General features: G+C 59.0%; 12 protein-coding genes and 1 tRNA gene. 6 read left to right on the top strand and 7 right to left on the bottom strand.

Translation table 11 applies throughout. The features are described from left to right. Positions 1 to 6 precede the first annotated feature (6 nt). Positions 7 to 603, bottom strand: a complete 597-nt coding sequence (locus GH784_RS03200; protein ID WP_025592284.1) for an EF-hand domain-containing protein — start codon at positions 601 to 603, stop codon at positions 7 to 9. Positions 604 to 725: 122 nt separating this feature from the next. Continuing rightward, the gene (locus tag GH784_RS03205; RefSeq protein ID WP_065703754.1) at positions 726 to 1,439 is read right to left on the bottom strand and encodes a pyrimidine 5'-nucleotidase; all 714 of its coding nucleotides are present in this window, start codon (positions 1,437 to 1,439) and stop codon (positions 726 to 728) included. Positions 1,440 to 1,545: 106 nt separating this feature from the next. On the opposite strand from GH784_RS03205, the gene GH784_RS03210 reads away from it, so the two are divergent. After that, positions 1,546 to 2,463 carry a DMT family transporter gene (locus GH784_RS03210; protein ID WP_035252051.1) on the top strand — a complete coding sequence of 306 codons (918 nt, stop codon included), beginning with the start codon at positions 1,546 to 1,548 and terminating at the stop codon, positions 2,461 to 2,463. Positions 2,464 to 2,511: 48 nt separating this feature from the next. Here GH784_RS03210 and argB read toward each other — a convergent pair whose 3' ends face one another. Beyond that, the gene (gene argB / locus GH784_RS03215; protein ID WP_003514834.1) at positions 2,512 to 3,396 is read right to left on the bottom strand and encodes an acetylglutamate kinase; all 885 of its coding nucleotides are present in this window, start codon (positions 3,394 to 3,396) and stop codon (positions 2,512 to 2,514) included. 360 nt (positions 3,397 to 3,756) lie between these two features. On the opposite strand from argB, the gene GH784_RS03225 reads away from it, so the two are divergent. Further along, a complete protein-coding gene (locus GH784_RS03225) occupies positions 3,757 to 4,134 on the top strand; it encodes a hypothetical protein (RefSeq protein ID WP_003514836.1) in 378 nt (125 codons plus the stop codon). A gap of 13 nt (positions 4,135 to 4,147) precedes the next feature. Here GH784_RS03225 and yihA read toward each other — a convergent pair whose 3' ends face one another. The 4 genes from yihA to rpmH are packed head-to-tail and all read right to left on the bottom strand — an operon-like array spanning position 4,148 to position 7,154. After that, positions 4,148 to 4,801 (bottom strand): ribosome biogenesis GTP-binding protein YihA/YsxC, encoded by a 654-nt coding sequence (gene yihA / locus GH784_RS03230; RefSeq protein ID WP_003514838.1) that lies wholly within the window; start codon positions 4,799 to 4,801, stop codon positions 4,148 to 4,150. Further along, positions 4,798 to 6,597, bottom strand: coding sequence for a membrane protein insertase YidC (gene yidC, locus GH784_RS03235; RefSeq protein ID WP_003514840.1), 1,800 nt, complete (start codon positions 6,595 to 6,597; stop codon positions 4,798 to 4,800). Before yidC ends, yihA begins: the two co-directional genes overlap by 4 nt. Continuing rightward, the gene (rnpA, locus tag GH784_RS03240; protein WP_003514841.1) at positions 6,597 to 6,980 is read right to left on the bottom strand and encodes a ribonuclease P protein component; all 384 of its coding nucleotides are present in this window, start codon (positions 6,978 to 6,980) and stop codon (positions 6,597 to 6,599) included. The genes yidC and rnpA overlap by 1 nt, the downstream gene beginning before the upstream one ends. A 36-nt stretch (positions 6,981 to 7,016) precedes the next feature. Beyond that, positions 7,017 to 7,154 carry a 50S ribosomal protein L34 gene (gene rpmH, locus GH784_RS03245; protein ID WP_013635393.1) on the bottom strand — a complete coding sequence of 46 codons (138 nt, stop codon included), beginning with the start codon at positions 7,152 to 7,154 and terminating at the stop codon, positions 7,017 to 7,019. 348 nt (positions 7,155 to 7,502) lie between these two features. On the opposite strand from rpmH, the gene GH784_RS03250 reads away from it, so the two are divergent. The 4 genes from GH784_RS03250 to GH784_RS03270 all read left to right on the top strand — a co-directional run bounded on the left by GH784_RS03250 (position 7,503) and on the right by GH784_RS03270 (position 12,485). Next, a complete protein-coding gene (locus GH784_RS03250) occupies positions 7,503 to 9,530 on the top strand; it encodes a methyl-accepting chemotaxis protein (RefSeq protein WP_003514848.1) in 2,028 nt (675 codons plus the stop codon). A 255-nt stretch (positions 9,531 to 9,785) separates the two neighbouring features. After that, positions 9,786 to 11,204 carry a sensor histidine kinase gene (locus tag GH784_RS03255; RefSeq protein ID WP_034501842.1) on the top strand — a complete coding sequence of 473 codons (1,419 nt, stop codon included), beginning with the start codon at positions 9,786 to 9,788 and terminating at the stop codon, positions 11,202 to 11,204. A gap of 217 nt (positions 11,205 to 11,421) precedes the next feature. Next, positions 11,422 to 11,498: transfer RNA gene (locus GH784_RS03265), tRNA-Arg, on the top strand. 174 nt (positions 11,499 to 11,672) lie between these two features. Continuing rightward, positions 11,673 to 12,485, top strand: a complete 813-nt coding sequence (locus GH784_RS03270; protein WP_065703758.1) for a class I SAM-dependent methyltransferase — start codon at positions 11,673 to 11,675, stop codon at positions 12,483 to 12,485. The last annotated feature ends 217 nt before the right edge of the window (positions 12,486 to 12,702 follow it).

The raw sequence follows: 12,702 nt of genomic DNA on the forward strand, positions 1-12,702 counted from the left end.
ATGTGATTAAAGGAACGGGCGGTCTGGCATATCATCGATAGAGATGACGCCGTCCTTGTTCCTGTCCAGCCGTTCGAACATTTTTTCGCCGGCTGCGGTGAATTCGGCCTTGCTGACCTGGCCGTTTTCATCGGTGTCGGCCATGCGCATCATCGCGAACGCCCCACCCTTGCCGCCATGCTTGCCCCAGCCCTGACGACCGCCATGTTCGCGTTCGGCGCGCTTGCCTTCAGGTCCCTTGCCTTCGCCCGCTTTGGCGTCAGCAGCCTCTGGGCGCGGATGAGCCGCACGGAACGCCTCCATTTTGGCCTGGCGGTATTCACGCATTTCCTTTGGCGTGATCGAACCGTCCTTGTCCTTGTCGATCTCGGCAAAAAGTGCGTCCTGACGTGCGGCGAACTCTTCCTTGGTAATCTTGCCGTCCTTGTTGGTGTCCGCCACCTTCAGCAGCTGAACGAACGCCAGTTCCGGGCGGAACGGCATGCGCTCGCCGTGGCCTTTGCCGTGCGCTGGCGGGGCCGCAAAGCTGGCTGTAGCGGCCGAGCCGAGCAAGAGGGCTGCGCCAAGAGCAGAGAGTGCGATCTTTCGTGTAGACATCGTCATTACCTTCCGTTGGTGTCCCTGAGGAGGAAGATAGTGGCGCAGGTGGCAGTTCACTACTTAAACATCCGTAAGGTGCATGAAGCTTCGGTAATGTCGTCTGCGCTCGATTTCGATGTTACCTGTCAGCGGGCGATCGTTTTGATCAGGAAACCGGTCAGATCGTCAGTGATGTAGTCGATATGCTCATCCGTCGCGGCGGGGATCTCCCAGCGCTCCATGATCACGCCTTCGGGGTTCGAAGGAACGAGCAGCACTGTCTTCATGCCGAGTGCCTTGGGTGCCGCGAGATTGCGCGGCAGGTCCTCGAACATGGCGGCTTTTCTGGTGTCGAGCTTCGCAAGTGCGGCAAACTTCTCATAGGTCGCACTGGCCGGCTTTGGCAGATAGTCCGCGGCGACGATATCGAAAATATCCTCGAACTGGTCGAGAATGCCGAGCGCGCCCGCCGCTGCCTGTGCATGCTTGACGCTGCCATTGGTGAGGATGAACTTGCGGCCCGGCAACGCCTTGATTGCCTCGCCGAGCTCCGGATGCGGGCTCAGCGCGGAATAGTCGATGGCATGCGCGCGCTCCAGAAACTCGTCCGGGCTGATGCCGTAGTGGATCATCAGGCCCTGAAGCGTGGTGCCATGTTCGTGGTAATAGCGCTTCTGAAGCGCGCGAGCCTCGTCGGGCTCGAGCTTTAAAAGCTCCGCAACATAGGCCGTCATGTTACGATCGATCTGGGAAAACAGATTGACGTGATGCGGATAGAGCGTGTTGTCGAGGTCGAAGACCCATTCGCTGACGTGGGCGAAATCGGCGGCATCGGGCAGGTTTTTCGGCTTTGTGTCCATGGGCAGCTTTATGCCCGTTTCGAATGCCGAAGAAAATCGAAAAGACGACGACAGACGGGAAAATCGGGCTTGGCTGCGGCCTCCAGCGCATGATACCGCCAAGATCATGGAACTCTGGATAGGCATAACCTTCGCAAGCGCGTTCTTGCAGAACCTGCGCTCGACCCTGCAAAAGCACCTGAAGGGCATGATGGGCACCACGGGCGCAACTTTCGTGCGCTTCGTTTTTGGAATGCCCTTCGCTCTTGCCTATCTCGGTTTTCTGCATGGTGTACTTGGCCGGCCGCTGCCGGTGCCGAACATGTCATTCGCCGTCTGGGCGATGGTCGGGGCCATGGCGCAGATCGCCGCCACTTTCCTGTTGGTGCACCTGTTTTCCTTCCGCAACTTCGCGGTTGGCACGGCCTATTCCCGAACTGAGCCGGCGCAGGCGGCATTGTTTGCGCTGATTTTCGTTGGCGAAAGCGTCAATGGCGGCACTCTTGCGGCCATCGCTATTTCGGTGGCCGGCGTCATGCTGATTTCGGTTGCACGCACGGAAGTGACCCCTGCCTCCATTCTCACCTCCATCTTCAGCCGGACGGCGGGCATCGGCCTCGCCTCGGGGGCTTTTTTCGGCCTGTCGTCTGTCGCTTACCGTTCGGCCTCGCTGGCGCTAGCACCCAGCCTGCCGGCACCGGATGCGGTGATGCAGGCCGGCTTTACCCTCGTCGTTGTCATCGTGACGCAGACCTTGGCGATGTTCTTGTGGATCGTATGGCGGGAGAGGGACGAATTGCGGCGGATCGCGAAGGCGTGGAAACCGTCGCTTGCGGTCGGTTTCGTGGGGGCCACGGCGTCATTCGGCTGGTTCACGGCGATGACGTTACAACAGGCGGCCGTGGTCAAGGCGCTGGCGCAGGTGGAGATGCTCTTCGCCTTCGCCTCGACCGTGCTCTTCTTCAAGGAAAAGATCAACCGGCTGGAACTTTCGGGCTGCCTGCTGATCGTTCTGGGCGTGCTGTCGCTTCTGATATTCGGCTGAAAGTGTTGTCGTGGCGGACAGGCATTCCCGTCCGCCACATGAACCGTATCAGGGCACGATGAGCGTGCCCGCGCCTTCCGTGAAGATTTCCAGAAGAACGGAATGGGCGGTCTTGCCGTTGAGGATCACCACGCCCTGAACACCGGCCTTGATGGCCTCGATGCAGGTCTCGACCTTCGGGATCATCCCACCGGAAATCGTGCCGTCCTTGATCAGCGCACGCGCCTGGGAGACCGTCAGTTCCTTGATGAGTTCCTTATTCTTGTCGAGAACGCCAGGCACGTCCGTGAGGAACAGCAGGCGGGTGGCGTTGAGCGCACCGGCAATGGCGCCGGCAAAGGTGTCGGCATTGATGTTGTAGGTGGCGCCATCGCGACCGGGAGCGACGGGAGCGATGACCGGGATCATCTCCGACTTGGCAAGCAGGTCGAGCAGGGTGCGGTCGACCTCGACGACTTCACCGACAAAACCAAGATCGAGAACGCGCTCGATATTGCTGTCGGGATCGACGACGGTCTTTTTCGCCTTTTCGGCGAAGACCATGTTGCCGTCCTTGCCGCACAGGCCAATGGCCCATTCGCCCGTCTGGTTGATGAGCGCGACGATCTCCTTGTTGATCGAGCCGGCCAGAACCATTTCGACGATCTCGACTGTCTTGGCATCGGTAACGCGCAAGCCGCTTTCGAACTTCGATTCAATGCCCATCTTCGTCAGCATCGCGCCGATCTGCGGGCCGCCGCCGTGCACGACGATGGGGTTGATACCGGACTGCTTCAACAGGGCGATATCTTCCGCAAAAGCCTTTCCAAGTGTGGAGTCGCCCATGGCATGACCGCCATATTTCACCACGATGGTCTTGTTCTCATATTTCTGCATAAAGGGCAGAGCCTGTGCGAGCAGCCGCGCCTGAGTCTCGCTTTCGGAAGCAGTCATGGAAAAACCTCGGTCTGTGGTTGCGGCCCTTGAGAGCCTTTCATCGCTCTACAGCATCGGCGCAAAAATCGGAATCGATTTTTGCGGTGCAGGATGCGCAGATTCGACATGTCGATGCGTTAGCAAGGACAGGTGAATGCGCGGGGTGAATGAATGAAGTAACCTCCGGGCCATATTGTGTCGGCGCATAGTAAAATTCCGCTTTTGGGCGGCCTGCGGCGCGTAATGAGATTGACATAAAGCACCAATCGGACCAGCCTTGTGGCGAGCAGGGGAGGGGTTATTCAGCAGGGCGACGGAGGATCGTTGCGCATCGCAAAAAACGATGCTGGCCTGAACGACCGAGGAGTTTGAAAACATATGACCGTACCGGATCGAGACAAGCAAAGCGGTTTGCGGGACGAAGTACTCGCTGGCGAATATGTGCTGGGTGCCTTGCCACCGGAAAGCATGGCGGAGCTTGCAAAACGCGTCAAACGCGACCGCCAGTTTGCGGCCATGGTCAGGCGCTGGCGGGACAATCTGGCGGAAACCGAATATCGAGAAAGAGCGGGCGTCGCAGCCCTGCTTGACAGGGATCCGCTTCGCTCCGGTCTGCCATTCAAGGGCCAGCCGCTTCGCAATGGCAGCATATTCGCCGCGATGCTTCTGGAGGTGTGGAATTCCGTGCGTTTCTGGCGGCTTCTGGCATTGACGGCGATGCTGTGGACCGCCGTCCTGCTTTTCACCATCGCCTGAAGGCGATGGTCTTTTAGAGCGAGACCGTTCGTACGATCTCGGCGCGCAGGCTATCCAGCCCGAAGGATTTTTCCGAAGAGGTAGCGAGAACTTCCGGATAGGCGGCGGGACGCTTGCGGATTTTCTCCAGCGTTTCACTGATCAGCCGGGGAACGCCAACGTCCTTGATCTTGTCCGTCTTCGTCAGCACGACCTGATAGGACACGGCCGCCTTGTCGAGCAGGCCAAGAACCTCCTCGTCGTTCTTTTTTATTCCGTGGCGGGAATCGATCAGCACGTAGACGCGCTTCAGCGTCGCACGTCCACGCAGGTAATCGAAGACGAGCTTCGTCCACGCATCGACATGGTCCTTCGGCGCCTGCGCATAGCCGTAACCCGGCATATCGACCAGCGCCATCGGCGGCAGGTCGCCCGGCTCGCCGGAATAACCCTCAGGAACGAAGTAGTTCAGTTCCTGCGTGCGTCCGGGTGTGTTGGAGGTGCGGGCAAGGCCTTTGTGGCCCACGAGCGCATTGATGAGCGAAGACTTGCCGACATTCGAACGTCCGGCGAAGGCAATCTCCGGCGGGCCTTCGGGCGGCAGGAATTTCATCGCGGGAACGCCGCGAATGAATATCCAGGGTCGCCCGAAGAGGGGCTTTTCGGTTGCCGGGCCGGTTTCACTCATTTCGATTGCACCGGCTTTCGCTTGAATAGCCCTTTGAGATTATCGAACAGTTCGATCTTGGCACCGTGACGCTTCATGATGAGGGCCTGCTGCGAGATCGACAGCGTGTTGTTCCATGCCCAGTAGATAACCAGACCGGCGGGGAACGAAGCCAGCATGAAGGTGAAGATCAGCGGCATCCAGGTGAAGATCATCGCCTGTGTCGGATCGGGTGGGGTCGGGTTCATGCGCATCTGCAGGAACATCGTGATGCCCATGACGAGCGGCCAGACGCCGATCATCAGGAAGTGCGGCACGTCGTAGGGCAGAAGGCCGAACAGGTTGAACAGCGAGGTCGGATCTGGCGCGGAAAGGTCGTGAATCCAGCCGAAGAACGGTGCATGCCGCATTTCGATGGTGACGTAGATGACCTTGTAGAGCGCGAAGAAGACCGGAATCTGCAGCAGCATCGGCCAGCAGCCGGCAACCGGATTGATCTTCTCTTCCTTGTAGAGCTGCATCATCGCCTGCTGCATGGCCATGCGGTCATCGCCATGCTTGGCCTTCAGCTCTTCCATCTTCGGCTGCATGCGCTTCATGTTCGCCATGGATGCATATTGCTTGCTGGCGAGCGGGAAGAAGAGAGCCTTGACGACGATGGTGGTCAGCAGGATGGCCACACCGAAGTTGCCAAAATAACGGAAGAAGAAATCCATCATTTTGAACATCGGCTTGGTGATGAAGTAGAACCAGCCCCAGTCGATCAACAGGTCGAACTTCGGAATGGAATATTCGGTTTCATAGCGGTCAACCAGCGGCACTTCCTTGGCACCGGCGAAGACAAGGCTCTTCAGTTCGATGGACTGGCCGGGTTCGACCGTCATCGTGTCGCTCTTGAAATCGGCCTGGTAGCTCGGCTGATTGCCCTTGATGTGCGAGTAACGCGTTTCGAACGGCGTCATCTGCGGCGGCACAATGGCAGCGGCCCAATATTTGTCGGTGATGCCGAGCCAGCCGCCGGTCGCCTTGGCAATCGTTACCGGGGTTTCTTCGACATCCTTGTATTTTTCTTCCGTCAGGCTGCCGTCTTTGCCCGAGACGCCGAGGAAGCCTTCATGGATGACGAAAACGGGCGGTATTGCCGGCTTGTTGTTGCGCGTCACGCGGCCGTAGGTGGCAAAGGAGACGGGCGCCTGCCCGGGGTTCTCGACCTTGTCGTTGACCGTGATCATGTAATGCTGGTCGATCGAAACGGTACGGGAGAAAACGACGCCATTCTGGTTGGTATACTTCAGGGTAACCGGTGTGGTCTCCGTCAGCTTGTCGCCGCTTGCGAGTGTCCACACGGTCGCAGGACCGGGAACGCTGCCGGCATCGGCACCGCCAACGTAACCGAGTTCGGTGAAATAGCCGTCCTTGGTGTCGGAAGGCGAAAACAGCGTGATGATCGGGCTCGAGTCATCGACGGTCTCATGGTAGCCCTTGAGCCGGATGTCATCGAAGCGGGCGCCGGTCAGATTGATCGAGCCGGCGATGGCGTTGGTGTCGATGGCCACACGCTGGCTTTTTGCAATCGCCTCTTCACGCGTCGCCGTGGCGGCGGCCTGCGTGGAGGAGGCAGGCGGTGCGCCGTCGACGGTCACGCCGGGTGCGGCACCCGGTGCCGGCTGTTGCTGCGTTGTCTGCTGCTGCGCCTGGCGGGCCTCTTCGGCGCGGCGCTGCTGCTCGATGCGCGGATTCATGTAAAGGAATTGCCAGGCGAGGACGATGACAACCGAAAGGGCTATCGCGATGAAGTAATTGCGGTTCTTTTCCATCATTCTTTCCTGGAGCGGGTGTCCTGGGACCGTTTCGGTTTCGCCGTTCCTTCAATTCGCTCGGTAAGGAGAGACTGAAGTTTTGGGAAGGCCGTCTCGAGCACGTCCCTGCGGGCGACAATCACATAGTCATGGCCGGGCTTCATTGCGAATCCGGCAGAAAGCCTGACGGCTTCCTTGAGACGGCGGCGCATGCGATTTCGCTCGACCGCGTTGCCTTGTCTTTTCGTTACGGTGAAACCGACCCGAGGTTCGGTTTCCGGGGTTTTCCTGTCGAGGACCTCCAGAAGAAAGGTGCCTCCCCGACGCTTTTCCCCCGTCTGCACGGCAAGAAAATCCGACCGGTTTTTAAGCCGGCCGGGCAGTTTTTTTGTCTTGCTCATGTGCCCGCGACTTTCATCGGGCCACAGAGACGGCAATTAAGCCGACAGACTTGCGCGGCCGCGCGCACGGCGGGCTGCGAGAACTTTGCGACCGCCGGCAGTAGCCATACGGGCACGGAAACCATGACGACGCTTGCGAACAAGCTTGGATGGCTGGAATGTACGCTTCGACATTTATTTAATACCGCGGTGTGCGGCCCTTCTTGAATTTGCACTATTTGCAAGAGCGTTTCGTTTTTTGCACGGCTAACCCCGCCTGGGCGAGCTTTTAATGGCCGAGCGTGCGCGGCTTATAAGGGCATAGGCCGAGCAAAGTCAATTGCCGAAGGGGTTTTCGCGCTTCACCTTTTGCGGAAGCGCCATGAAATCGGCTTCGCTCACGGGCGCTGCGGGCGCATTCCGATCGCACGATCGGTAAATTCTGAAATTCTTTCTTAAGGCGGCATTGATAAATGTTGTGATGGGAAAAGTTATGCCAGCTTCCCATTTTCCATCGTGCGGCTGGCTTTTGGGGGAACGAAATTGAGAATTCGCGGTCGTATCAATCTTCTTGTCGGGCTTATGAGCCTTGTGGCCTGCACCATCGGCGGCCTGTCCATATATGCGGTCAGCGAGTTTCAGGTGCGCACGGTCGGATACGAAAAGGCAGCGGAGCGCGCCTATAAGGGTGAAGCGCTGAACCGGCTTGTGACTGCGGTCGTCATGGAGGCGCGCGGGGTCTACGCTGCGCCCGATATCGAAAAGGCGGCACCTTTTGCCGATGGCATCGTCAAGAACCTCGACGCCATGGAGAAGCTGATCGCAACCTGGACCCCTCTCGTTCCGGCAGAACAGAAGGCGGCCTTCGACAATCTCTCCAGTCGCTTCAAGGAATTCAAGGCCTTCCGTCTGGAAACGGCGCGGCTTGCCCGCGAGGCCGGCCCGCAGGCCGCCAACCAGCAGGGTAACAACGACGCGAACCGGGCCAACCGCAAAGCCTATCAGGCGGAAATCGATGCTGTCGTGAAGAATGACATCGCCGGGCTTGAAGCCGTCAAGGCGGGCATCGACGGGTTTGTAACGACGACCTTCTGGCTGGTCATCATCGTCACCGGCAGCGGCATATTGGCCGGCGCGGCGTTCGGCCTCTACATCGGAGCGCGGCAGCTGAGCGCGCCCATCCGCAAGGTTTCGGAAGTGATGAATGCCGTTGCGGACGGAAATCTGGACGCGGACGTTCCCTATCTCGGCCGGACCGACGAAATCGGCGAAATGGCAGCGGCAGTCGAAGTCTTCAAGAAGAACGGTCGTGAAGTGCGCCGCATGAATGCGCAGGAAACCGCCATGCGTGCCAAGAGCGATGACCTGCAGGCCGGCATGGCCGTTGTCGTCGACGCTGCGGCCCAGGGCGATTTCAGCCGCCGCATCAACAAGGATTACGGCGACGAAAACCTCAATCGTTTCGCTGCGACGATCAATGCCCTGCTCACCGGCGTGGACAATGGTGTTTCCGAGACCAGCCGCGTCATCGAAGGTCTGGCGCGGGGCGATCTGACGGAAAAGATGGATGGCGAGTTCCGCGGCGTCTTCGCCGAGCTCCAGACCAATGTCAACGAGACGCTGGCCAAGCTGCGGGAGACGATGCGGGAAGTGCGCAGCAGCACGGAAGGCATCAGCGGCAATGCGAACGAATTGCGTTCGGCGGCCGACGACCTTTCGAAGCGGACGGAACAGCAGGCTGCGGCACTGGAGGAAACCTCCGCCGCCCTCGACGAAATCACCGCCGTCGTTCGCAATTCCACGGATCGGGCTCAGGAAGCCAGCACCATGGTTGCCGAGACCAAGCAGAAGACGGCAGAATCCGCCAATGTCGTGCGCGATGCCGTCTCAGCCATGGATCGGATCGAGCATGCCTCGCGGGAAATCAGCCAGATCATCAATGTCATTGACGAGATCGCCTTTCAGACCAACCTCCTGGCGCTGAACGCCGGCGTTGAGGCTGCGCGTGCGGGTGAGGCGGGCAAGGGCTTCGCTGTCGTCGCACAGGAAGTGCGTGAACTGGCGCAACGCTCCGCGACGGCTGCGAAGGACATCAAGGCGCTGATCACCAAGTCCGGCGAAGAGGTCGGTCGCGGTGTGTCGCTGGTGCAGAGAACCGGCAGCGCGCTGGGCGAGATCGAGACCCGCGTTCTGGCCATCAACGAACATATCCATTCGATCGCCACGGCGGCGCGGGAACAGTCGACCGGCTTGCATGAGGTGAATACCGCCATCAACCAGATGGATCAGGTGACGCAGCGCAATGCCGCAATGGTCGAGGAAACCTCGGCCGCAACCCACAAGCTGAGCGGTGAGGCGGGCCATCTCGTCACGCTGGTGTCGCGCTTCAAGGTCGGCGTAGAGGATGGTCAGATCCGCTCTCGCGCAGAACAGCCGATGCGGCCCGTGGCGGTGTCCGGAAGGGCAGCGGCCGTGGCCTCTCCGGCACGTAAATTGATGAGCAGCGTCAGCCGCGCTCTCAACGCCCAACCAGCCGCTGCCGTAGCGAACGGGGACTGGCAGGAGTTCTAAGCCATTCCGCCTGCGGTTTCGCTTGAGACCGGTTCTAAGTCAAACGCCGCCCTCCCGGGCGGCGTTTTGTTTTTCAGGCGATGGAAACGTTTGTTTTGCGACGCATTTGAAAAATATCTGTTAGGTCCTATTATCGTGCTTGCATATAAACCGAGCCGTTCCACCGAAGCGGCGGCGCGCATACAGGATCAGGGCCCGGTGTTTTCTAAAGGCGTAGACAGCTTGGACGGCACGGAAGACAATCCGGTGCACTGCATGCCGGGATTGACCGGGGGGCTTTCCGGGCGCCTGCTGTTGCTCACCGTTATTTTCGTGATGATTGCCGAAGTGCTGATCTTCGTGCCTTCGGTCGCCAATATGCGCCTTTCATGGCTGCGGGACCGTCTGAACACGGCGGCAGCAGCCGGCGCGGTGATCGATGGCTTGCAGGCCGAATTGCCGCGGAGCGTGCAGAACGACACGCTGATGGCCACCGGGGCGAAGCTGATTGCGCTGCGCAAGGATGGTACATCGCGCCTGCTTGCCGTGGCGGAAACGCCACCCGGGGTCGATGAGCAATATGATCTATCCGATGTCTCGCAACTGGCAGCGGTGCGGGATGCCTTCTCCACATTGCTGTTTGGCGGCAATCGCGTCATCCGTGTTTTCGATGTGGTCGGAGACAGCGACACCATCATTGAACTCGTGCTGGGTGAAAACAAACTACGGGCGGCGATGCTGGCTTATGCCCGCAATGTTTTCCTGATCTCCATCGTCCTGTCGCTTGTCACCGCCGGTCTCATCTTCGTTTCCATCAACCGCATCATGATCCGGCCCATACGTCGCCTGACGCTCGGCATGCAGCGTTTTTCCGAGGAACCGGGCAATCCCGAGCGGATTTTCGTGCCGGAGGAGGGAAGCGACGAGCTGTCCGTCGCGGGCCGTCACCTGGCCGATATGCAGACGGAGTTGCAGAAAACCCTGCGGCAACAGAAAAACCTCGTGGATCTCGGTCTGGCGGTTTCGAAGATCAACCACGACATGCGCAATATCCTGTCATCCGCACAGCTTATGTCGGACCGGCTGGTGGACGCCAAGGATCCGATGGTCAGGAGCTTTGCGCCGAAACTGCTGCGCACGATCGACCGCGCCGTGGCCTATACAACCGAGGTTCTGGCCTACGGGCAGGCGACGGAGGGCGCGCCGAAACGCAAGACGGTGCAGTTAAGTCTTCTGGTGCGGGATGTGCGTGACATTCTGGCGCTTGATCCGGAAAGCGGCATCGAGTTTCACGATAGCGTGCCGCCCGATCTCACCGTCGATGCGGATGCCGAGCAGCTTTTCCGGGTGATCCACAATCTCTGTCGCAACGCCGTTCAGGCACTGCAATCCGACACGGCGAACGCGTCGCCTCGGCATCTGTCGATTGCAGCCCAGAGGGCCGGCAACGTCGTCAGCATCGTGATAGACGACAACGGGCCGGGAATGCCGCGCAAGGCGAAAGAGAACCTGTTTTCCGCCTTCAGGGGATCGGCCCGCTCCGGCGGCACCGGTCTCGGCCTCGTCATTGCGCGGGAACTTGTGCTTGCCCATGGTGGCACGATAGCGCTTGTCGAAAAACCCGGTCCCGGCACGCAGTTTCGCATCGAGATCGCCGACCGCGCCGCCTCCGTACACGCCGCTCGAACCGCCTGATCACTTCGCCTGAACAAGGTCCTGCACAATCGCCGCACCTCCCGGAATATGCGCCCCATATGGCCACTCAAAAAAGCCCTTGATGGAATTTCTAGTATAATCAATAAGATACATGAATTGCTGCGGAAAAATGACAATTTCGAAACGAAATCGCTTGCAATCGGAATGAGGACGTTTTAGAGGATCGCCACGCCACCGGAAATGACCGGAACGGCACGCACCCGTAGCTCAGCTGGATAGAGCACCAGACTACGAATCTGGGGGTCAGGAGTTCGAATCTCTTCGGGTGCGCCATTTCTCTTCCCACAAAAATACTATGATACGGCCTTTACTCAAGGCTTTTAGTCATGCCGATAGAATATCGGCACCGTTGGCATATACGTAAAACCCACGTGGCCGAACAGATTCCGAATTTCCCTTATATGTGCTAAAGTTCCGGGGTCATCAGCTGACCGCAGGGTGAAAGCCATGTTGGAAACGGACAAGGTTTTTTCCGGCTCTATCCCGGAAAACTACGACCGCTATATGGTGCCGTTGATTTTCGAGCCATTCGCCCGCGATCTGGCACGGCGGGCGGCGGCGTTGACGCCGATCAATGTTCTGGAAATCGCCGCAGGTACCGGGGTTGTCACGCGTGAACTGGCACCAGGATTACCGCCGGCGGCAAACTATGTCGTGACAGACCTCAACCAGCCGATGCTCGACTTTGCGGCGTCGCGCCAGATGCCCGACAATCGCATCCAGTGGCGCCAAGCCGACGCTCAGGCGCTGCCGTTCGAAAATGCTGCTTTCGATCTCGTTATCTGCCAGTTCGGTGCGATGTTTTTTCCCGACCGCCCGTCTGCCTATCGCGAAGCGAAGAGGGTGCTGAAGCCCGGCGGCCATTATTTATTCAACGTATGGGACCGCATCGAGGAGAATCATCTCGCGAATGAGGTGACGAACGCCCTTGCAAGCCTGTTTCCCGACGATCCGCCGCGCTTCATGGTCCGCACCCCGCACGGCTACCACGATACGACATTGATTCGTGGTGAGCTGGAAAGTGCCGGCTTCTCTCGGGTGGTGATCGAGACGATAGCGGCGCAAAGCCGTGCATCGTCACCGCGCATTCCTGCCATCGCCTATTGTCAGGGAACCGTTCTCCGGACCGAAATCGAAGCCAGAGCGCCGGGAAAACTTGAAGCCGCGACGGACTGCGCCGCATCCGCCATTGAAGCGCGCTATGGCAGCGACGAAGTCGTCACCAAAATTCAGGCTCATGTGATTCTTGCAGCCGTTTAGAAACCGGGCCCGCGAGGCTCGCGGAGCCGGTGAACAAGCGTCGAGCTCGGATAGTCGAACTGCCCCCTGATATTAGCGGTTTTTTGTGAAGGTCGGCATCGCAAGGCATGGCGATGAGCAGGGATTGCCGGGCTTTTCAGTGTCACGGAACTTTCTGCAAACCTTCGTCATATTGTCATACAATATAAGCATATGCGCTCCAGAAAAGGAGCGCAGA

It is taken from the genome of Agrobacterium tumefaciens (assembly GCF_009649785.1).
GTDB classification, from domain to species: Bacteria; Pseudomonadota; Alphaproteobacteria; order Rhizobiales; family Rhizobiaceae; genus Agrobacterium; species Agrobacterium tumefaciens.

What these genes read in the sequence shown, in the direction of transcription:
- GH784_RS03200 (WP_025592284.1), bottom strand. Translation starts at nt 603, where the DNA reads ATGACGATGTCTACACGAAAGATCGCACTCTCTGCTCTTGGCGCAGCC.
- GH784_RS03205 (WP_065703754.1), bottom strand. Translation starts at nt 1,439, where the DNA reads ATGGACACAAAGCCGAAAAACCTGCCCGATGCCGCCGATTTCGCCCAC.
- GH784_RS03210 (WP_035252051.1), top strand. Translation starts at nt 1,546, where the DNA reads ATGGAACTCTGGATAGGCATAACCTTCGCAAGCGCGTTCTTGCAGAAC.
- argB (WP_003514834.1), bottom strand. Translation starts at nt 3,396, where the DNA reads ATGACTGCTTCCGAAAGCGAGACTCAGGCGCGGCTGCTCGCACAGGCT.
- GH784_RS03225 (WP_003514836.1), top strand. Translation starts at nt 3,757, where the DNA reads ATGACCGTACCGGATCGAGACAAGCAAAGCGGTTTGCGGGACGAAGTA.
- yihA (WP_003514838.1), bottom strand. Translation starts at nt 4,801, where the DNA reads ATGAGTGAAACCGGCCCGGCAACCGAAAAGCCCCTCTTCGGGCGACCC.
- yidC (WP_003514840.1), bottom strand. Translation starts at nt 6,597, where the DNA reads ATGGAAAAGAACCGCAATTACTTCATCGCGATAGCCCTTTCGGTTGTC.
- rnpA (WP_003514841.1), bottom strand. Translation starts at nt 6,980, where the DNA reads ATGAGCAAGACAAAAAAACTGCCCGGCCGGCTTAAAAACCGGTCGGAT.
- rpmH (WP_013635393.1), bottom strand. Translation starts at nt 7,154, where the DNA reads ATGTCGAAGCGTACATTCCAGCCATCCAAGCTTGTTCGCAAGCGTCGT.
- GH784_RS03255 (WP_034501842.1), top strand. Translation starts at nt 9,786, where the DNA reads ATGCCGGGATTGACCGGGGGGCTTTCCGGGCGCCTGCTGTTGCTCACC.
- GH784_RS03270 (WP_065703758.1), top strand. Translation starts at nt 11,673, where the DNA reads ATGTTGGAAACGGACAAGGTTTTTTCCGGCTCTATCCCGGAAAACTAC.